At 70.2% G+C, this 19,487-nt stretch carries 19 protein-coding genes and 1 pseudogene; 3 read left to right on the plus strand and 17 right to left on the minus strand.

Features of this window, described 5'->3' with window-relative positions; translation table 11 throughout:
* Positions 1–11: 11 nt before the first annotated feature.
* From ABCR94_RS08970 to ABCR94_RS09005, 8 genes are all read right to left on the minus strand, one after another.
* Positions 12–245 carry a hypothetical protein gene (locus ABCR94_RS08970; protein WP_347119124.1) on the minus strand — a complete coding sequence of 78 codons (234 nt, stop codon included), beginning with the start codon at positions 243–245 and terminating at the stop codon, positions 12–14.
* A gap of 5 nt (positions 246–250) precedes the next feature.
* Complete coding sequence (gatA, locus tag ABCR94_RS08975; RefSeq protein ID WP_347118658.1) at positions 251–1,762, minus strand: Asp-tRNA(Asn)/Glu-tRNA(Gln) amidotransferase subunit GatA; 1,512 nt, start codon at positions 1,760–1,762, stop codon at positions 251–253.
* 5 nt (positions 1,763–1,767) lie between these two features.
* Positions 1,768–2,064, minus strand: coding sequence for an Asp-tRNA(Asn)/Glu-tRNA(Gln) amidotransferase subunit GatC (gene gatC / locus ABCR94_RS08980; protein ID WP_347118660.1), 297 nt, complete (start codon positions 2,062–2,064; stop codon positions 1,768–1,770).
* Positions 2,065–2,156: 92 nt separating this feature from the next.
* Positions 2,157–4,292: a putative bifunctional diguanylate cyclase/phosphodiesterase gene (locus ABCR94_RS08985; protein WP_347118661.1), complete on the minus strand. Its 2,136-nt coding sequence runs from the start codon at positions 4,290–4,292 to the stop codon at positions 2,157–2,159.
* Between the two features lie 294 nt (positions 4,293–4,586).
* Complete coding sequence (gene ligA / locus ABCR94_RS08990) at positions 4,587–6,770, minus strand: NAD-dependent DNA ligase LigA (protein WP_347118662.1); 2,184 nt, start codon at positions 6,768–6,770, stop codon at positions 4,587–4,589.
* A gap of 32 nt (positions 6,771–6,802) precedes the next feature.
* On the minus strand, positions 6,803–7,864 hold the full coding sequence (locus ABCR94_RS08995) for a methionine synthase (RefSeq protein WP_347118663.1): 1,062 nt from the start codon (positions 7,862–7,864) through the stop codon (positions 6,803–6,805).
* Positions 7,861–8,550: an SDR family oxidoreductase gene (locus ABCR94_RS09000; RefSeq protein ID WP_347118664.1), complete on the minus strand. Its 690-nt coding sequence runs from the start codon at positions 8,548–8,550 to the stop codon at positions 7,861–7,863. Before ABCR94_RS09000 ends, ABCR94_RS08995 begins: the two co-directional genes overlap by 4 nt.
* A 16-nt stretch (positions 8,551–8,566) precedes the next feature.
* Positions 8,567–9,106: an LOG family protein gene (locus ABCR94_RS09005; protein ID WP_347118665.1), complete on the minus strand. Its 540-nt coding sequence runs from the start codon at positions 9,104–9,106 to the stop codon at positions 8,567–8,569.
* Positions 9,107–9,187: 81 nt separating this feature from the next.
* On the opposite strand from ABCR94_RS09005, the gene ABCR94_RS09010 reads away from it, so the two are divergent.
* Entirely contained in the window at positions 9,188–9,967 is a 780-nt protein-coding gene (locus ABCR94_RS09010; RefSeq protein ID WP_347118666.1) for an alpha/beta fold hydrolase, read from the plus strand.
* Here the strand turns inward: ABCR94_RS09010 and ABCR94_RS09015 are convergent.
* From ABCR94_RS09015 to mnmA, 5 genes and pseudogenes are all read right to left on the minus strand, one after another.
* A complete protein-coding gene (locus tag ABCR94_RS09015; protein ID WP_347118667.1) occupies positions 9,957–10,562 on the minus strand; it encodes an ATP-binding protein in 606 nt (201 codons plus the stop codon). The two genes, ABCR94_RS09010 and ABCR94_RS09015, sit on opposite strands and share 11 nt — an antisense overlap.
* A gap of 11 nt (positions 10,563–10,573) precedes the next feature.
* Positions 10,574–12,250: an Eco57I restriction-modification methylase domain-containing protein gene (locus ABCR94_RS09020; RefSeq protein WP_347118669.1), complete on the minus strand. Its 1,677-nt coding sequence runs from the start codon at positions 12,248–12,250 to the stop codon at positions 10,574–10,576.
* Positions 12,251–12,405: 155 nt separating this feature from the next.
* Complete coding sequence (locus tag ABCR94_RS09025; RefSeq protein ID WP_347118671.1) at positions 12,406–13,122, minus strand: AAA family ATPase; 717 nt, start codon at positions 13,120–13,122, stop codon at positions 12,406–12,408.
* Positions 13,123–13,279: 157 nt separating this feature from the next.
* Positions 13,280–13,606, minus strand: a pseudogene (locus tag ABCR94_RS09030) (AAA family ATPase); the annotation flags it as partial.
* Between the two features lie 308 nt (positions 13,607–13,914).
* Positions 13,915–15,045: a tRNA 2-thiouridine(34) synthase MnmA gene (mnmA, locus tag ABCR94_RS09035; RefSeq protein ID WP_347118672.1), complete on the minus strand. Its 1,131-nt coding sequence runs from the start codon at positions 15,043–15,045 to the stop codon at positions 13,915–13,917.
* A 53-nt stretch (positions 15,046–15,098) separates the two neighbouring features.
* On the opposite strand from mnmA, the gene ABCR94_RS09040 reads away from it, so the two are divergent.
* Complete coding sequence (locus ABCR94_RS09040; protein ID WP_347118673.1) at positions 15,099–15,773, plus strand: N-acetylmuramoyl-L-alanine amidase; 675 nt, start codon at positions 15,099–15,101, stop codon at positions 15,771–15,773.
* Between the two features lie 24 nt (positions 15,774–15,797).
* Here ABCR94_RS09040 and ABCR94_RS09045 read toward each other — a convergent pair whose 3' ends face one another.
* From ABCR94_RS09045 to ABCR94_RS09055, 3 genes are all read right to left on the minus strand, one after another.
* Positions 15,798–16,967 carry a cysteine desulfurase family protein gene (locus tag ABCR94_RS09045; protein ID WP_347118675.1) on the minus strand — a complete coding sequence of 390 codons (1,170 nt, stop codon included), beginning with the start codon at positions 16,965–16,967 and terminating at the stop codon, positions 15,798–15,800.
* A 64-nt stretch (positions 16,968–17,031) separates the two neighbouring features.
* Positions 17,032–17,304: a DUF4190 domain-containing protein gene (locus ABCR94_RS09050; RefSeq protein ID WP_347119125.1), complete on the minus strand. Its 273-nt coding sequence runs from the start codon at positions 17,302–17,304 to the stop codon at positions 17,032–17,034.
* 16 nt (positions 17,305–17,320) lie between these two features.
* Positions 17,321–17,485 carry a hypothetical protein gene (locus tag ABCR94_RS09055; RefSeq protein ID WP_347118676.1) on the minus strand — a complete coding sequence of 55 codons (165 nt, stop codon included), beginning with the start codon at positions 17,483–17,485 and terminating at the stop codon, positions 17,321–17,323.
* A gap of 108 nt (positions 17,486–17,593) precedes the next feature.
* Here ABCR94_RS09055 and ABCR94_RS09060 point away from each other — a divergent pair, with 108 nt between their 5' ends.
* A complete protein-coding gene (locus ABCR94_RS09060; protein WP_347118677.1) occupies positions 17,594–18,220 on the plus strand; it encodes a TetR family transcriptional regulator in 627 nt (208 codons plus the stop codon).
* Positions 18,221–18,265: 45 nt separating this feature from the next.
* Here ABCR94_RS09060 and ABCR94_RS09065 read toward each other — a convergent pair whose 3' ends face one another.
* On the minus strand, positions 18,266–19,399 hold the full coding sequence (locus tag ABCR94_RS09065; protein ID WP_347118678.1) for a helix-turn-helix transcriptional regulator: 1,134 nt from the start codon (positions 19,397–19,399) through the stop codon (positions 18,266–18,268).
* Between the last annotated feature and the right edge of the window lie 88 nt (positions 19,400–19,487).

Raw genomic sequence — 19,487 nt, forward strand, 5'->3', positions numbered from 1 at the left:
AACTTTCCCTCTCAGCCCAGCAGGACGTCGTCGTCGCCGAGCTTCTTCAGCTCGCGATAGAGCAGAGCGATGCCGGTGGCGATGGCGGCGGCGGAGACGACGGCGTCGACGAGCCTGAGCAAGTCGTCGTCCTTGCGGGCCATCCTGGCCTGCTTGACGACACTGATGGCACCGAAAGCGGTGGTGCCGATCGACAGATACGAACCGGCCTTGGACTTCCTGAATCCCTTGGCCTTGGCGGTCATTGCGCTCACAGCGACGGTGCCTCCTCAAGCAGCGGGTGCCCCCACTTTTCCACGAAGGCAGCCTCGACGGCGGCTCCGACCTTGTAAAGCCGGTCGTCCTTCATGGCGGGGGCGATGATCTGCAGTCCGACAGGCAGCCCGTCCTCGGGCGCCAGGCCGCAGGGCAGCGACATGGCGGCGTTGCCTGCCAGGTTGGTCGGGATGGTGCACAGGTCGGCGAGGTACATCGCCATCGGGTCGTCGGCGCGCTCACCGATCGGGAAGGCGGTGGTGGGCGTGGTCGGCGAAACGATCACGTCGACCCGCTCGAAGGCCTTCTCGAAGTCCTGCGTGATGAGCGTACGGACCTTCTGGGCGCTGCCGTAGTACGCGTCGTAGTAGCCGGAGCTCAGCGCGTACGTGCCCAGGATGATCCGGCGCTTGACCTCGTCGCCGAAGCCGGCCTCGCGGGTGAGCGCGGTGACGTCCTCGGCGGACCTCGTGCCGTCGTCGCCGACCCGCAGGCCGTAACGCATGGCGTCGAAGCGGGCCAGGTTCGACGAGGCCTCGGACGGCGCGATCAGGTAGTACGCCGACAGCGCCAGGTCGAAGGAAGGGCAGTCCAGCTCGACGATCTCCGCGCCCAGCTTCGCCAGCAGCTCCACCGACTCGTCGAAGCGCTGCAGCACACCGGCCTGGTAGCCGTCGCCGCGGAACTGCTTGACGACGCCGACGCGCATGCCCTGGACCGACCCGTTGCGGGCGGCCTCGACGACCGGCGGGACCGGGGCGTCGATGGAGGTCGAGTCGAGCGGGTCGTGCCCGGCGATGACCTCGTGCAGGAGCGCCGTGTCCAGGACCGTACGGGCGCAGGGCCCGCCCTGGTCCAGGGAGGACGAGAAGGCGACCATGCCGTAGCGGGAGACGCCGCCGTAGGTGGGCTTGACGCCGACGGTGCCGGTGACGGCCGCGGGCTGGCGGATGGAGCCGCCGGTGTCCGTGCCGATGGCCAGCGGCGCCTGGTACGACGCGAGGGCTGCGGACGAGCCGCCGCCGGAGCCGCCGGGGATCCTGGTGAGGTCCCAGGGGTTGCCGGTCGGGCCGTACGCGCTGTTCTCGGTGGAGGACCCCATGGCGAACTCGTCCATGTTGGTCTTGCCGAGGATGACGATGTCGGCGGCCTTGAGGCGCTTGGTGAGCGTCGCGTCGTAGGGCGGGATCCAGCCTTCGAGGATCTTCGATCCGACGGTGGTCGGGATGCCCTCGGTGGTGAAGATGTCCTTGAGCGCGAGCGGTACGCCGGCCAGCGGGCCGAGCTTCTCGCCCCTGGCGCGCTTCGCGTCGACGGCGCGGGCCTGCGCCCGCGCGCCGTCACGGTCGACGTACAGGAAGGCGTGCACCTTCTCGTCGACCGCTTCGATACGGGCCAGGTGTGCCTCGGTGACCTCGACTGCGGTGAGCTCGCCGGAAGCGATCTTCGCGGCGGTGTCGGCCGCGGTGAGCTTGATGATGTGCTGGTTTTCGTCGATGGCCGTCATGGTGATTAGTCCTCCCCCAGGATCTGCGGCACCTTGAAACGCTGCTGCTCCTGGGCCGGGGCGCCGGAGAGGGCCTGCTCCGGGGTGAGCGACGGACGGACCTCGTCCGCGCGCATGACATTCGTCAGCGGCAGCGGGTGGGAGGTCGGTGGAACGTCTTGGTCGGCGACCTCGGAGACGCGGGCGACCGCGCCGATGATGTCGTCGAGTTGAAGGGCGAAGTGATCGAGCTCTTCGCCCTTCAGTTCCAGACGCGCCAGCCGGGCGAGGTGGGCGACCTCCTCGCGCGTGATGCCAGGCATGCAGCGATCCTCAGGGGTGAGTGTGTGGGTTTTCGCCCAATCCTATGGGGCGCTGTCCAATGTCCACACACGGATGGGCCGCAGCACCCCGATCATGCCCGGCTCCGGCTCGAATCCGGAGACGACGACTGGCTGGCGGCCTGCTCCAGCGCCAGGGCCGCGACGCGGTCCAGGTCGTCCTGGCGGTGCCAGCCCCGGTCGCCGCGGGCGAGCAGCCAGGCTGTGGCCTCATCGGGCGGCATCGCGGCGGCCACCAGCCAGCCCTGCACTGCGTCGCAGCCCAGGTCGCGCAGGCGCTCCCAGGTCTCGTCGTCCTCGACGCCCTCGGCCACCACGAGCAGGCCGAGGGAGTGGGCGAGGTCGACCGTGCACCGGACGATCTCGGCGTCCTCGTTGTCGATGGCCAGCCGGGCCACGAAGGACCGGTCGATCTTCAGTTCGCTGACCGGCAGCCGCCGCAGGTGCACCAGTGACGAATAGCCGGTGCCGAAGTCGTCCAGCGACATCTTCACGCCGTGCCCCGTCAGCCCGGCGAGCGTGTCCGCCGCCCGCTGCGGGTCTTCGAGGAGCACATGCTCTGTGATCTCCAACTGGAGGGATCCGGGCGGGACTCCGTGCCGGGCGAGGCGCGCGGCCACCGAGCCGGCGAAGCCGGGGGTGTGCACGTCGCGCGGTGAGACATTGACCGCCACCGGGACCATCAGCCCCTGGGCCCGCCACCGGGCGACCTGCGCCAGAGCGGTGTCCAGGACGTACTCCGTGAGGTGCGGCATCAGGCCCGAGGACTCCGCGATGGCGATGAACTCGTCCGGGGAGACCCGCCCCCGCTCCGGGTGCACCCACCGGACCAGGGCTTCGAGGCCCACGACCTGCCCGTCGAACTGGACCTTGGGCTGGTAGTGCAGCTCGACCTCGTGCGCGTCCAGCGCGCGCCGCAGGTCGCCCAACAGGCCCAGCCTGTCCGGGGTGTTGCTGTCCCGCTTGGACTCGTAGACCTCGACGCCCGTACGGTCCCGCTTGGCCTGGTACATCGCCACGTCCGCGCGCCGCAGCAGCCCTTCCGCGTCGAGCGCGTGGTCGGGGAAGACGGCGACGCCCGCGCTGGCCTCCAGGACGAGGGTCAGGCCGTCGAGGTCGAGCGGCGAGGAGAACTCGGCTACCAGGTGCCGGGCTATGCGCTGGGCGCTGGTCGTGGAGTCGGCCGTCGGGAGCAGCACCGCGAACTCGTCGCCGCCGAGCCGCGCGGCCTCCGCACCGCGCGGCAGGGCCAGCCGGAGCCGGTCGGCTATCTGCAACAGCAGCCGGTCGCCCGCCAGATGGCCGAGCGTGTCATTGACCGACCTGAAACGGTCCAGGTCGATGAGGATGAGAGCGGATCTGGCGCCGATCCTCTCGGCCTCCTCCAGCGCCGGCCAGGCCCGCTCCAACAGCCATTGCCTGTTGGGCAGTCCGGTCAGCGGGTCCCGCAACTGCTCCTCCGCCCTCGCCCTGGCGATCCACAGGGTGGAGTCCAGCGCGATCAGCGGTACGGAGAAGAGCGGCAGCAGGACCGGGAGGGCCACCGCGACCACGCAGATCAGCGGGGCTATGCCGAGCAGTGCGACCGCGACGAGCACTTGGCGGACCAGGGCCGTTCGGGCGACGCTGGGCAGCCGGCCGCCGCGCGGAGCCAGGGTGTACCAGAGCAGCAGCCGGGTGGTCAGTAAGTAGGCGGTGGCGGCCAGCACGACTTCGGGGACGTCGTCGATGCCCCATTCCAGCGGGTTCCAGGGCTTCTCGATGGCCGGTACGTCGCCGAACGCGGCCAGGACGAGCGCCGCGGCGCCGATCCCCAGGACGTCCACCGCGCCATGCAGCAGCCCAAGACGCCAGCGGTTCCTGCGGGCCATTCCGACCAGCACCACAACAGCCAGGCTGACCAGCCCGGCCGGCACCCAGCCGTACAGCAGCAGGACGGCGAGCGTGAGGGCGGCGCCCGAGCCGGTGCCGCCCCACCAGCGGTCGCGGCCGAGGGCCACCAGGTGGCCGACGATGATTCCGGTGAGCAGGGCGAGCGACCAGCCGACCACGCCGTCGGGGAACACCGGGTCGCCGATCACCACCGCGCGGCAGACCCCGGCCACCAGGAGGAGGGCGGACAGCCCGACGACGACGGCGGGCAACGCCTTGGCGGCCCCCGCCCACCCGCGCAGCCGCGCGGCCGCCTCGACGCTCTCGGTCGGTTTCATTCCGTCCCTCTCACAGCTGGCGGTGCCCGTGCCACGCGATGGCCCCGTTGTCATGCCATCACGACTGGAATCACTTCCCCGAGCTCTTCACGAGCAGGAGACACCGCATTGCAGCCGTGCACGACAGGCGCACACCTCAACAGTAGGCCGCAGACGGCTCCGACGGGCAGCGGTCCACCGCTCTTGCCCGAATGCGACCCAGCCATCCGAATCCGTCTGCTATGCGCTGAACGGGTGGCCGGCGGCTGCGGCATCTTCCCGCCTCACCTGCCCTTTCCCCGCCCCGCACCGCCCCTACTCCTCGGTGGGCACAGCCGCTTCGCGAGCCGCCTCGGGGCCCTCCTCCAAAAGGACGGCGAAACCCTCTTCGTTCAGAACCGGGACCTTCAACTGCATGGCCTTGTCGTATTTCGATCCGGGGCTGTCACCCACCACCACAAAGGCGGTCTTCTTTGAAACAGATCCGGTCACCTTCGCGCCGAGGCTCTGCAGGGCCTCCTTGGCGCCGTCCCGTGTGTGGTGCTGCAGGGTCCCGGTCACCACGACGGTGAGGCCGTCCAGCGGACGCGGCCCCTGACCCTCGCCAGAGCCCTCCTCCTCCATCCGCACCCCGGCCGCCCGCCACTTGCGCAGGATCTCCCGGTGCCAGTCCTCGTCGAACCACTGCTTGAGCGAGGCGGCGATGGTCGGCCCGACCCCCTCCACCGCGGCCAGCTCCTCCTCGGTGGCCTGCTCGATCCGCTCCAGCGAACGGAACTCGCGGGCCAGCGCCTCGGCCGCCACAGGCCCCACGTGCCGGATGGAAAGACCGGTGATGATCCGGGCCAGCGGGCGCTCCTTGGCCGCCGCGATGTTCTCCAGCATCGCGAGGGCGTTCTTCTTGGCCACCCCCTCCTGGTTGGCGAAGAAGGTGACGATCTTCTCCTCGCCGGTCTTCGGATCCCGCTTGGGCAGACCCGAATCCTGGTCCAGGACATAGGACTTGATGGGCAGCAACTGCTCGATGCGCAGGTCGAAGAGGTCGCCCTCGTCACGCAGCGGCGGCTCGGCGGGCTCCAGCGGCCGGGTGAGTGCGGCTGCGGCGACATAGCCGAAATTCTCGATGTCCAGCGACTTGCGACCGGCCAGGTAGAAGAGCCGCTCGCGCAACTGCGCAGGGCAGGAACGGGCGTTGGGGCAGCGCAGATCGATGTCGGCCTCCTTCATGGGCCGCAGCGCCGTGCCGCACTCGGGGCACTCGGACGGCATCACGAACTCCCGCTCGCTGCCGTCCCGCAGGTCCGCGACGGGCCCGAGGATCTCCGGGATGACGTCGCCCGCCTTGCGCAGCACCACCGTGTCGCCGATGAGGACACCCTTGGCCTTCACGACGTCCTGGTTGTGCAGCGTCGCGAACTCCACCTCGGAGCCCGCCACCGTCACCGGCTCGACCTGCGCGTACGGCGTGACGCGCCCGGTGCGGCCGACCCCCACCCGGATATTGACCAGCTTGGTGTTGACCTCCTCCGGCGCGTACTTCCAGGCGATCGCCCAGCGCGGCGCCCGCGAGGTCGAGCCGAGCCGCCCCTGGAGCCGGATCTCGTCGAGCTTGACGACCACTCCGTCGATCTCGTGCTCGATCGAGTGCCGGTTCTCGCCGAAGTAGGTGATGAACTCCCTTACGCCGTCGAGTCCTTCGACGGCCTTGTTGTGCTTGGCGGTGGGCAGACCCCACGCGCGCAGCAGCTCGTACGCCTGCGAGAGCCGATCGATGTCGAAGCCCTCGCGGGCGCCGATGCCGTGCACCACCATGCGCAGCGGGCGGCTCGCGGTGACCTTGGGGTCCTTCTGCCGCAGGGAACCCGCCGCCGCGTTGCGCGGATTGGCGAAGGGCTTCTCCTCGGCCGCCACCAGCCGGGCGTTGAGCTCCTGGAACTTCTCCATCGGGAAGTAGACCTCGCCGCGGATCTCAACGAGGTCCGGGATCAGCTCGCCCTTCAGCCGCTCCGGGATGCCCGTGATCGTACGGACGTTGGGCGTGATGTCCTCGCCCGTGCGGCCGTCGCCGCGGGTCGCCGCGCGGGTCAGCCGCCCCTTCTCGTACGTCAGGTTGACCGCGAGGCCGTCCACCTTGGGCTCGCACAGGAAGTGGTGCGGCACGTCGCCCAGCTCATTGGCGACGCGCTCGCCCCAGGCGGCCAGCTCCTCGTCGTCGAACGCATTGTCCAGGGAGAGCATCCGCTCGCGGTGCTGGACGGCCGTGAACTCCGTCTCGTACGCCCCGGCGACCTTCTGGGTCGGCGAGTCGGGCGTGCGCAGCTCGGCGTACTGGTCCTCCAGGGCCCCCAGGGAACGCAGCTGCTTGTCGAACTCCGCGTCGCTGACGACCGGCTGGTCCTTCACGTAATACCGGAAGCGGTGCTCCTCGATCTGCTCAGCGAGCCGCGCGTGCCGCTCCCGTGCCTCTGCGGGTACCGCTGCGTGCTGTTCGCCAGCCACCGTCTGTCCTCCCGTTGTGGAAACTCAACCCGTCACTCAGGGTTGTCTGCGAGCGATCTCGCCGCCCGGACGCACTGCGCGAGCGCCGCGCGCGCGTACGCGGGAGAAGCCCCCGCGAGCCCGCACGACGGGGTGATCACCACGGACTCGGCGAGAGTCCCCGGAGTCAGCCCCAGCCTGCGCCACAGCGTCCTGACACCCATGACGATATCTGCGGGGTCTGACAATCCCGCCGACGCGGCCTCGGTGGACGCCACGACTCCCGCGAAGAGCTGAGTGCCGCCCTCCACTGCTTCGCCGATTGTTTCCTCGTCACGCTCGGTGAGCAGCGAGAAATCGAACGAGATGCCTGCCGCCCCGGCCCGCCGCAGCAGGGCGAACGGCACGTCCGGCGCACAGGAATGGACGATCACCGGGCCGCCCGCGTCGTGGTTGACGGCCATCACGTCCCGCAGCGTGCCCTCGACGACCTGGCGGTCGACCGAGCGGTGCGTCCGGTACCCGCTGGCGGTCCTGACCTCGCCGCGCAGTACGTACGTCAGTGACGGCTCGTCGAGCTGGAGCACCACGTCGGCGCCCGGCACCCGTCGACGTACATCCGCGAGGTGGGCGCGCAGACCCTCCGCGAGCGAGCCCGCGAGGTCCCGCACCGCGCCGGGGTCACCCAGGACGGCCTGACCGTTCCTGAGTTCCAGCGAGGCGGCCAGCGTCCAGGGCCCGACGGCCTGCACCTTGAGCGGTCCCGTGTAGCCCTGGGTGAACTCCTCCAGCGCGTCGAGGTCCTCCCCCAGCCAGGACCGGGCCCGCCGGGTGTCGCGCCCCGGCCGGTCGCTGATCCGCCAGCCGCTCGGCTCCACGTGCCCGTACATCTCGACGAGCATGCCGATGGACCGGCCGATCATGTCGGCGCCGGGCCCGCGCGCGGGCAGCTCGGGCAGGAACGGGAAGTCCTCGAAGGACCCGGCGGCGCTCTTCGCGCTCTCCCGCGCGTCCTCGCCGGGCATGGACCCGACGGCGGTGGCGGGGCCCCAGTTCACCTTGGCGCGCGGCTTGTCCGGGGTGTCTCTCAGCTGCTCGTACGTCGGCTCGTTCATCGGCCCGGCCGTACGGTCAGGTCGTTGATCTCGGCGTCACGCGGCAGGTCGAGGGCCATCAGGATGGTCGTGGCGACCGACTCGGGGTCGATCCAGCGCGACGCGTCGTACTCCTTGCCCTCCTGGTGGTGCACCTTCTCCTGCATGGCGCTCGCGGTGCGGCCCGGGTAGACGGACGTGACGCGGACGCCGTTGCCGTGCTCCTCGTGGCGCAGCGAGTCGGCGAGGGCCTTCAGGCCGTGCTTGCTCGCCGCGTACGCACCCCACTCGGGCCCGGCGCTGAGGCCGGCGCCGGAGTTGACGAAGAGCACATGGCCCTTGTCCATGCGCAGTTGGGGCAGGAAGAGGCGGGTCAGCTCGGCGGGCGAGATCAGGTTCACGTTGAGCTGGCTGTGCCAGGCCTTGGTGCCGAGGTCGCCGACGCGGCCGAGGTCCACGACGCCCGCGATGTGCAGCAGCGTGTCCACGCGCTCGGGCATCGGCTGGTGCGAGAAGGCCCAGGAGAGCCGGTCCGGATTCCCGAGGTCCCCGACGAGGGTGCGGGCGCCGGGCAGGGCGGCGGCGAGCTGCTTGGCGCGGCCGGCGTCGCGGGCCATCAGGACGACGTCGTCGCCGCGCTCGTGCAGGCGGCGGGCGACGGCAGCGCCGATGCCCGAGCCCGCCCCGGTGATCACATGTGTAGCCATACGGGCCATGCTCGCATCACTGCACGCCCGCAGACTCCTCCAGGTAGGCCAGCGCCGAGACGCCGTCCTCCGCGAAGAACACCAGGTCGGTGAGGGGCACCGGCAGGAAGCCCTCCGCCTCCATCCGCTGGAGCTGCTGCTTGAGGCCGTCGTAGAAGCCCGCGGCGTTGAGCAGCACCACGGGCTTGTTGTGCAGACCGTGCTTCTTGAGCTCCAGGATTTCGGTGGCCTCGTCCAGCGTGCCGGTGCCGCCGACCATGATGACGATCGCGTCGGACCGGGAGAGCAGCAGTGCCTTGCGCTCGGCGAGGTCCTTGGCGACGACCATTTCGTCCGCGTTCTTACGGGCCTTGCCGGACAGGAAGTCCACCGATACGCCGACCAGTCGTCCGCCCGACTCCTGTACGCCGTCCGCGACGACCTTCATCAGACCGCTCTCGGATCCGCCCCACACCAGGGTGTGGCCGCCCTTGCCGAGGAGTTCGGCGAATTCGCGGGCGGGCCGGGTGTAGCGCTCGTCGAGGTCGGCGGCGGAGAGGAAGACGCAGATGTTCATGCCTCCACGCTACGACTGAAGTTCCGGGAATTTTTTCCCGCGCACCGATGAGTTCCCGCGCGCCGCCCGGTCTCCATCGTCATGAGCAGAGTGATTTCGCGTGACGGCACCCCCATCGCCTTCGAGCGCAGGGGCGAAGGGGCGCCGTTGGTCCTGGTGGGCGGTACCTTCAGCACCGGTTCCTCGGATACACCATTGGCGGCGTTGCTCGCGCCGCACTTCTCTGTGATCACCTACGACCGGCGGGGCCGCGGGGCGAGTGGCGACACAGCCCCCTACGCGGTCGCGCGTGAATTGGAGGATCTCGCGGCCCTCGTCGACGAGGAGCGCACACCCGTCTCGGTGTACGGCATGTCGTCGGGCGCAGCCCTGGCCCTGGAGGCGGCGGCGAGCGGGGTGCCGATGGGCAAACTCGCCCTGTACGAGCCGCCCTTCACCGTCGTCGACGACCAGGACCGGGCCGCCAAGGCTCGGTACTCGCAGCGGCTGGCCGCACTGCTCTCGGCGGGCGACCGCGAGGGCGCGGTCGAGCTGTTCATGACGCTGGTGGGTATGGACCGCGAGGTGCTGGCGCAGGTGCGCAAGGCGCCGATGTGGCCGGAGTTGGTGGCGGTGGCGCACACCCTCGCCCACGACGACGCGGTCATGGGCGACGGCGCGGTGCCGGTGGAGCGGCTGGGGTCCGTAGGGCCGCCGGTCCTGGTCGTCGACGGCGGGGCGAGCCCGCAGGCGATGCGGGAGGCGGCGCGGACGGTGGCAAAGTCGGTGCGCCGCGGCCGGCACCGCACGCTCACGGGCCAGGTCCACGACGTGGCGCCGCAGGTGCTGGCGCCGGTGCTGCGGGAGTTCTTCACGGAGTGAGCGGGGGCGGCGCGGCGGCGAGGGCGAGCTCGAACCAGATGGTCTTGCCGCCCGGCCCGTACGGCCCGTCACCTATGGCGCACCCGCCCCACCGGTCGGCGACGAGGTCGAGGATGGCGAGCCCCCTCCCGGCTTCGTCGTAGATCGACGCGGCGGGGCGGACGGGCCTGGGCAGGTCGGGGCTCATGTCCCAGACGCTGCCCCGGAGGACGGGGTGCAGCCAGTGGAGGCGTACGGCTGCGGGACCCTTGGTGTGCTGTACGGAGTTGGTGACGAGCTCGGAGACCAACAGCTCGGCCCGGTAGCCGAGTTCATTGAGGTGGTGGGCGTCAAGGACGGTACGGACAGTGGTTCGGGCGATGCGTGGGGAGCGCGGGTCACAGGGGAAGCCGAGCTCGTACTGCCAGGGGTACCCGGCGTCCTCAAAGGACTTCGCGAGCAGATCGGCGATGACATCAAAGTGCTTGCCGCCTCGTACCGCTCCCGCGGTTCCAGCGCCTACCGCGCCCATGATCTTCGACTGGGTCGTCTGCGTCTGCTTGACGCCCCAGTACGCAGCCATGGCGTCCTCGAAGTCTTGGCGGCTGACCGTCAAGTTACGTTCTCCTAGTCAGGAAGCCCGGCCAGCCCATAGACACGCAGTGCCGCATCGGTGGCCGCCTTGACGTCCCGTCGGTCGAAGGCATCTGCCAGAGCGGCTCGATCCTCTTCGCCGATGGCTTCCGGATCAGGCACACGGATCTTGCGGAGGTACTGCGCTTGGAAGCGAAGCGTCCCCCCGCGCATCTTTACCGCGTACGCCTCTACGAATGCCTGCGCGACCTTGGACAGCAGCAGACCACCGAGTACACGCATGTCCCAGACGTCCGAGACGATGAAGTACAGGTTGTGGTGAGGGTACAACGCCCCCTCGTCAAGCACCGGATGGATCGTCAGCTTCATGTCCGGGAACAGGAGTTTCGTCCTGCTCGTGAGTCGATGGTCGACCTTGTCGATGGTTTTGTACCAGCGCTCCGGCTGTTTGACGGCTACATACCTCTTGCACAGGACGTCGCCGTTCTGGTGAAGGTAGGCCGAGAGCCGTGGGTAATTACCAAGGTCGACCAATCCACCCCGATCGTTCCACGGGTTGACCAAGTAGGCGCCGTTCCAGTGGAGGCTGCCGCTGGTGGTGTCCCGGACCATTGCCATGGCCAGAAGCCGGTCCTTCTCGACAAGGTCCTGGTCATGAGTGATGAAGACCTTGTCGGCTCCGGTGGCGATGCCGATGCCGACTCGAGTGCCGGTCGTCGCATCCTCCAACAGGCGAAAACGCTCGCTAAGATCTTCGAGTATCGCGAGCCTGGCCGGCGAGGCGGCCGGCCAGGAATCCTCCCCGGGAAACCAATGAGGCAATCTGGCCGCCTGGAATGCTCCAGTGACGATCGGCTTACTATCACCGCTCATGCACCAGGAGAAGAATGCGCGAGCCTGGGACTCCCCGAAGACCCTGGTGGTGTCGGCAGCGACTGCGGGCCCTTGCTTCTTGCTTGAAATGATCGTGATTGCGGGGTAGGCCGCCACCTGATCCTGGAAGGCGTCCACATCGTGCATGACCAGTGTCAGGTCCATGCTGAAGTGCCGCGTCACCAGTTGCCGCAGCTTTCTGCCGTATTGATTCCGCATCCAGCGGTCGGCGCAGATGAAGCCGAGCTGCCCACCGGGCCGGAGGCTCCTCAGTGCCACCTCGTAGAAGCCGATGTAGATGTCAGCCCGGCCGCCCATCGTGGAGCAGGTGTCGCGGTAGGCGACCATTCGCTCATCAGGCACATCCTCAAGCCTGATGTACGGAGGATTGCCTACAACAAAGTCAGCGCGGAGCTCCGAGTCTCCCTGGAGCAGGTAGTCCCCCTGCTCCACCCAGCCGGCCGCCACTTTCCTGGCATCCCCCGGTGTCCACCCGTCGGAGAGGAGTCGCTGCTCGACCAAGTCGCGGCTCAGCTCGACGCTACGTCCCAGCAGGTCGAAGGCTCGTACCGCGCCAATGGCGTCAGTGACCGGCCGGCCGTGAGCGCGACAGGAGTCGCTGATTCGCGAGGCGATCACACCGAGAAATGCGCCCGCGCCGCACGCCGGTTCCACGATCTTCAGCGCGGAGAGATCCTTGTCGGACGTGTAACCGAGCAGATCAAGAATGAGATCGACCACCCAGCGCCGGGTGAAGACCTCACCGTGCTCGACGGCCTCGGCCGACAGATCGGGGAGAGTCTGCGGGTCGGCGCCGAACAGCGCGAGATTTGCCACGGTTCGACCTTACAGGGGAGATCCGCAGCCACTCTGAGCTCATCACTGACGAGGTACGGCGCCCTCTTCAGCATCCCGAGGCCGGCGGCACCCGCGCCTGGTAGGCAGCCTCGATGTACGAACAATGCGGCTGATCCGTGAGGGCATTCCAGCCCTCACAAATCAGCCGATGGCGGCCGCCGTCGCCGCCCGGCTCGTCGTGGCGATGGTCGCCGAGCCGGATCACACGCGTGCCCTCGTATCCTGCCAGGACAGTGCGCGGGCGACCTCGCCCGCAGTAACGCGCGGCACCCCGCCGTACCGGCCGCGCAGATAGCCGCGCTCCAGGTCCTCGTCCTCGGCCGGGTGCGCCGCCAGAAGAGGGTAGATCTCGGTCTCGCCGGACTTGCCTTCGCCGCGATCCACACCTGGTCGCGGCCGAGCGGCCGGTCCAGAACCGCGCTGCCCAGCAGTGTCGCGTCATGCGTGGTGAAGATCAGCTGGGCGTTGCGTGGGTTGGACCGAGGGTCCTGGAAGAGCCGTACGACCTCGGCAGCGAGGGCCGGGTGGAGGCTGGAGTCCAGTTCGTCCACGAGCAGCGTCGCGCCCTTGTCGAGCACGGTGAGCATCGGCCCGAGGAAGGCGAACCAGGCGTGCGTGCCGAATGATTCCTCGGTCAGGAAGTCCAGTGCCGTGTCCTCGCCCTTGGGGGTGCGGTGCTGGAGGCGTAGGGCGCCGGAGGCCGGATCGAAGTCGATGCCGGTCACGCCCAGGTCGGCGAGGGCCAGCAGTTCGATGATCCGCTTCTGGTAGGCGCGCTTGGTCTTCGGGTCCGTGAGGAGTTCCTGGGTCCAGGTGGTCCGGGCGGCGATGTCGGCGCCCGGCGTCACCATCCACAGGTTGTCGAGGAACCACCGGTGGACTGCGGACAGTTGAGGGTCGTTGAGCGTCTCCCGTGGAGAGAAACAGCGCGTTGGGGCGGGTGGCTCCCACCAGTAGGGCGCGCTGCCCGCCGAAGCCGTCTCCCTCGAAGACGAACTCCCCGCCCTCGTCGTCCGGGCGGTCCGCCTCACGGTCGAACCAGATCTCGCGCTCGCCGTCCGGGTAGGCATGCAGCCACTCGGCCTCGACGCGCTCTCGAGAGAGCTCGAAGCCGTACCGGTAGCGGACGGGTGTGCGGCCGAGGGTCAGTTCCACCTCGAAGAGGCTGGTCTCCTCGGCGGCTGCCGGGTCGAGCTTGAACGGCTGGCGCGGTACCTCCGGGTTCTTCGCCCAGTCGGCGAAGGAGGTACGTACCGCCGCGCGCATGTCACGCAGCGCGCTCAGCAGGTTGGTCTTGCCCGAGGCATTCGCTCCGAATACGCCGAGGACGGGCATCGCGACGACCGGCCGGTCCTTGTGACGCAGGCCCGTATCGCGGGCCGGGCTGTCCTCGGTCTCGGCCGGGGCCGCCGTGATGAGCGAAAGCTCGCACTCGTCACGGATCGAGCGGTGATTGGCCACCCGGAAACGCAGCAGCACCCTCGGCCTCCCGACAGGACGGGCAGGCAAACCCCGTCGTACACGCACAGCACTCGCGGACGCTCCGCAGGGCAGCCTATGACGACCGCTCAGGCAGGGCCACCCCAGGTGGATCAGACGGCCGCCTCCGGAGGTTCAGGCGGAGGCGGCCGCCCCCTGGGGGCTCAGACGGAGGCGGACGCCGTCGCCGTCCGGCTCGTCGTGGCGATCGTTGCCGAGCCGACCACGCGTGTGCCGTCGTACAGCACGATCGCCTGGCCGGGTGCGACGCCGCGGACCGGCTCGTCGAAGCTGACGCGGAGCTCGCCGTCCACCAGCTCCGCGGTGACCGGGGTCTCGCCGCCGTGTGCCCGGAGCTGCGCCGTGTAGCGGCCGGTGTGGGCCGGGGCGACCCCGCACCAGCGGGGCTTGATGGCGGTCAGGGCGCTGACGTCGAGGGCCTCCACTGGGCCCACCGTCACCGTGTTGTTCACCGGGGAGATGTCCAGGACATAGCGCGGCTTGCCGTCGGCTGCGGGGTGGCCGATGCGCAGGCCCTTGCGCTGGCCGATGGTGAAGCCGAAGGCGCCCTCGTGGGAGCCGATCTTCGTGCCGGACTCGTCGACGATGTCGCCCTCGGCCGTGCCGCCCAGGCGGCCGGCGAGGAAGCCCTGGGTGTCGCCGTCGGCGATGAAGCAGATGTCGTGGCTGTCGGGCTTCTTCGCGACGGCCAGGCCCCGGCGCTCCGCCTCCGCGCGGATCTCGCCCTTGGTGGTGAGGGTGTCGCCGAGCGGGAACATCGCGTGCGCGAGCTGCCTCTCGTCGAGGACCCCGAGGACGTAACTCTGGTCCTTGGCCATGTCGCTCGCACGGTGCATCTCGCGGGTGCCGTCCTCGTTGAGGACGACCGTCGCGTAGTGACCGGTGGCCACCGCGTCGAAACCGAGCGCGAGCGCCTTGTCGAGCAGCGCGGCGAACTTGATCTTCTCGTTGCAGCGCAGGCAGGGATTCGGCGTGCGGCCCGCCTCGTACTCGGCTACGAAGTCGTCGACGACGTCCTCTCGGAAGCGCTCGGCGAGGTCCCAGACGTAGAAGGGGATGCCGATGACATCGGCGGCCCGGCGGGCATCGCGCGAGTCCTCGATGGTGCAGCAGCCGCGCGCGCCGGTACGGAACGACTGCGGGTTGGCGGACAGGGCGAGGTGGACGCCGGTCACGTCGTGCCCGGCGTCGGCGGCTCGGGCGGCGGCGACGGCGGAGTCGACTCCACCGGACATGGCGGCGAGGACACGGAGGGGGCGCGGGGTCTCAGTCATAGCTCCTCAAGGGTAGACGGAACCAAGGACAGCTCCGTAGGCGTTATCCGCTTATGGAACAGATCAGCAGGCGCGCCTTGCTCATCGGGGGTGGCGCGGTCGTCGTGGGTGGGACGGCCGCGGTGTTCGGGGACGAGCTGTCCCGGCTGTGGTGGAGCGCTCCGGGCATCCGCAAGCCGCGTACAGCGGGAGCGGTCGACCACACGGGAGCCCAGTGGGTGGCCGCGTCCTCGGGGAATCTGCGCACGGCCGACCGGCCGGACGACTTCACCATCGACCGGATCGTGATCCATACCACTGAGGGAAGTTACGGCACGGCCCTGCGGATCTTCCGCGATCCGGGCCACCAGGCCGCCGCGCACTACGTCGTGCGGGCCAAGGACGGGCACATCGCGCAGATGGCCCGGGAGCTGGATGTGGCGTACCACGCGGGAAACCGGTCGTACAACGAGCGCAGTGTGGGCATCGAGCACGAGGCGTATGTCGCGCGGCCCGAGACCCTCACGGGCGTGATGTACCGGTCGTCGGCGAAGCTGGCCGCCGGGATATGCGTCCGTTACGGCATACCGGCCGACCGCGAGCACATCATCGGGCACGTCGAGGTGCCGGGCACCGACCACACCGACCCGGGGCCGCACTGGAACTGGGACCGTTATATGAAGCTCGTACGCGGTGAACTGGCCAAGCGGGAGAGCGCCGAGGCCGCGAAAGGGAGTGGGAAGGCCTGATCCGCCGCCCTCGGGCGGGCTCCCTCAGACGAGCCCGGCCGTGCGGGCCCGCTGCACCGCCGGGCCGATCGCCTTCGCGACCGCCGCCACGTCCGCCTCGGTCGAGGTGTGCCCCAGCGAGAAGCGCAGGGTGCCGCGGGCCAGGTCGGGGTCGGTCCCGGTGGCAAGCAGCACATGGCTGGGCTGGGCGACCCCGGCCGTGCAGGCCGAGCCCGTCGAGCACTCGATGCCCTGGGCGTCAAGGAGCAGGAGCAGCGAGTCGCCCTCGCAGCCGGGGAAAGTGAAGTGGGCGTTGGCGGGCAGGCGGCCGCCGGGGGCCGGGTCGCCGCCGAGGATCGCCTCGGGGACGGCCTCGCGCACGGCGTCGACCAGGGCGTCGCGCAGGCCGCCGATCTCGTCGGCGAACCGCTCACGCCGCTCGGTGGCCAGCCGGCCGGCCACCGCGAAGGAGGCGATGGCGGGGACGTCGAGGGTGCCGGAGCGCACATGCCGCTCCTGGCCGCCGCCGTGCAGGACGGGGACGGGGGTGTACTCGCGGCCCAGGAGGAGCGCGCCGATGCCGTACGGGCCGCCGATCTTGTGGCCGGAGACGGTCATCGCGGCGAGTCCGGAGGCGGCGAAGTCGACCGGGAGCTGACCGAGGGCCTGCACCGCGTCCGCGTGCAGCGGTACGTCGAACTCGCGCGCCACGTCGGCCAGTTCACGCACCGGCATGATGGTGCCGATCTCGTTGTTGGCCCACATGACGGTGGCCAGGGCGACGTCGGAGGGGTCGCGCTCGATGGCCTCGCGCAGCGCTTCGGGGTGCACCCGCCCGTGGGAGTCGACCGGGAGGTACTCGACGGTGGCGCCCTCGTGCTCGCCGAGCCAGTCCACCGCGTCCAGGACGGCATGGTGCTCGACGGGGCTGGCCAGTACCCGCACTCTGCGCGGGTCGGCGTCCCGCCGGGCCCAATACAGGCCCTTGACGGCGAGGTTGTCGGCCTCCGTGCCGCCCGCGGTGAAGACCACCTCGCTGGGGCGCGCGCCGAGGGCCTCCGCGAGCATCTCGCGGGCCTCTTCGGCGGTGCGCCGCGCCCGGCGGCCGGCTGCGTGCAGGGACGACGCGTTGCCGGTGACGGTGAGCTGGGCAGTCAACGCCAGAGCCGCCTCAGGAAGCATCGGGGTGGTCGCGGCGTGGTCGAGGTAAGCCATGGTGGGCTCGATTCTACGAGCCCGTGGCGCGGGACTTCGCCCCGCCCGTCGCCGCCGGGTCCGTTCAGCCGCCGAAGCTCCACGACACGGTGCCGTCGGCGGACATCACGGCGGCGAGCACGACCAGGTCGGCGACGCCCAGACCGAGGCCGAGCAGGGCGCGTCCGCGCCGCTCGGTGCCGCGCCACAGGGCCAGGCCGGCCAGGGCAATGGCGGCGGGGCCCAGGAAGATGTTCATTACGAGAAGCCCGACGAGGCCGAGTACGAACGAGGCGACGGCCATTCCGTCGGAGTCCCGGGCGGCGGTGGGGCGGCCGGTGGACGCGGTGAGTTCCATGGTCCGCATGGCGCGGTCAGCTCCTTCGGGTGGATTGGCGCCCGTAACGCTCACGGGCGGCGAACACGAGCAGCCAGCCGCAGATGGCAGCGGCGGCGACGAGGGTCACCGGGAGCGGGACATGGGCCACCGGTCCCAGCGCGACCCCCAGCAGAAGCAGCGCGACCACAAGGATGACCATGGGGAGCCTCTCAGAATCGGAGAATCGGGAGTACGACTGTTCACTGACTCCCCAGTCTATTGATTCGGCAAGTTCCCACAACCAGAGAACGGTTGTTTACTGAATGTCATGAGTCACATCGTCGGCGCCCGCCAGGCCCAGAAGCAGAAGACCCGTCAGTCCCTGCTGGACGCGGCGCTGGCCCTGCTGGAACACCAGAGCCTCAGCAGCCTCGGCCTGCGCGAGGTGACCCGGGCCGTCGGAGTGGCCCCCACCGCGTTCTACCGGCACTTCCGGGACACCGCCGACCTCGGCGTCGCGCTGGTCGACGAGGCCCTGGGCAGCCTGCACGGGATGATCCGCGCGACCCTGGCCGCGACCGGCGACAGCGCGGAGCGCATCGACAGCACCGTCGCCCTCATCGCCCGCCATGTGCACGCGCACCCCGCCCATGTCCGTTTCGTCGCCCGCGAACGGCACGGCGGGGTCGAGCCGGTGCGCGCGGCGATCGGGGAGCAACTGCGGCTCTTCGTGGGGGAGGTGACGGCCTCCCTGGCCGCGGCGCCCGGCTTCGCGGCCTGGAGCGAGGACGATCTGCAGATGCTGGCGCATGTGTACGTCGACCACATGGTGATGACGGCCTCCGCCTTCCTGAAGGCGGAGGAGGGCGGCGAGGAACAGATCGAGGCCGCCGCCTCCCTGGCCCGCCGCCAGCTGCGCCTGGTCAGCCTCGGCCGCCGCCACTGGCTGGACTGACGCCACCACCGGCGCACTCGGCGCGACGGGCTCGGCGCGACGGGCTCAGCCCCGGCCACCACCGACCGGACCACTCCAGCCCCAGCCCCAGTCCGGGCCGCCGTCATTGGCGGGACCGCCCCAGCCACCTTCACCACCGTCACCGAAGCCACGGGAGCCGCCGGTGACGCCGTCACCATCACCCCCCTCGCCCTCACCCCCGCCCCCGCCCCCGTACAACCCCACGACCGCCTCCGCCGCACGCACCAGCTCGTCCCGCAGCTCGCGCGGGGACAGCACCTCCACGTTCGCCCCGAAGCCCAGCAGCAGCGCCCGCGCCTCCGGCACCGACCCGAAGGCCAGCTCGACGCCCGCCCACTCCCCCGCCCGCTCCCCCGCCGCCTCCACCACGGGCTCCGCCACCAGGTGCGCCGCCTGGACCCGTACGAAGAGCTCCAGGCGGGACAGCCGCACCCGGCCCCGCACCCGTACCCCGGCAGCGCGCTCCTCCACCCGGCGCCGCAGCGCCTCCCACACGTCGGCCAGTTCCAACCCGGCCCGCCGCTCGGCCGCCGCGTCGGTGAGCGTGGCCTCGCGCACGCGGTCGGCGCGGAAGAGCCGGGGGAGCGATTCGTGGTCCGCGACCAGGTACCAGACGCCCGCCTTGACCACGAGCCCGTACGGATCGACGGTGTACGTCCGCACCTCGTCCGCGCCGCTGTGCCGGTAGCGCAGCAGCAGCCGGCGGTCCGTGAAGACCGCCGCGTGCAGCTGGGCCAGGTCGACCGCGGGCTGTGGTCCGCTCAGCCAGCGCACCGGGTCGATCAGGATGCGCCGGCTCGTCAACTCGGCGGCGGGCCGATGCGGTTCGGGCAGCGCGACCAGCACCTTGCGCATCGCGGAGCCGAGCGCGGCGTCGAGCCCGAGCGCGGCGTGCACCCCCTGCGCGGCCAGCACGAACAGGGCCCGCGACTCATTGCTGGTCAGCCCCGTCACATCGGTGCGGAATCCGGGCAGCAGCGCGATCCCGCCGTGCCGCCCGCGCTCCGCGTACACCGGGACGCCCGACGCGGACAGCGACTCGACATCGCGGTAGATGGTGCGTACGGACACTTCGAGCCGCTCGGCAAGGTCCGCGGCGGGGACCAGACCGCGGGTCTGGAGCAGCAGCAGGATCGAGAGCATCCGGTCTGATTTCACGGCGCCATCCTCCGCGAAAATCCGGCTCAGGCGGCCAGGCGCCGCCGCCCGGACGGAAGTCTGTCCGGGCGGCGCCACTCAAGTTGAG

Origin of the sequence: Streptomyces changchenzhani, assembly GCF_039766235.1 — a bacterium.
Lineage (GTDB): Bacteria > Actinomycetota > Actinomycetes > Streptomycetales > Streptomycetaceae > Streptomyces.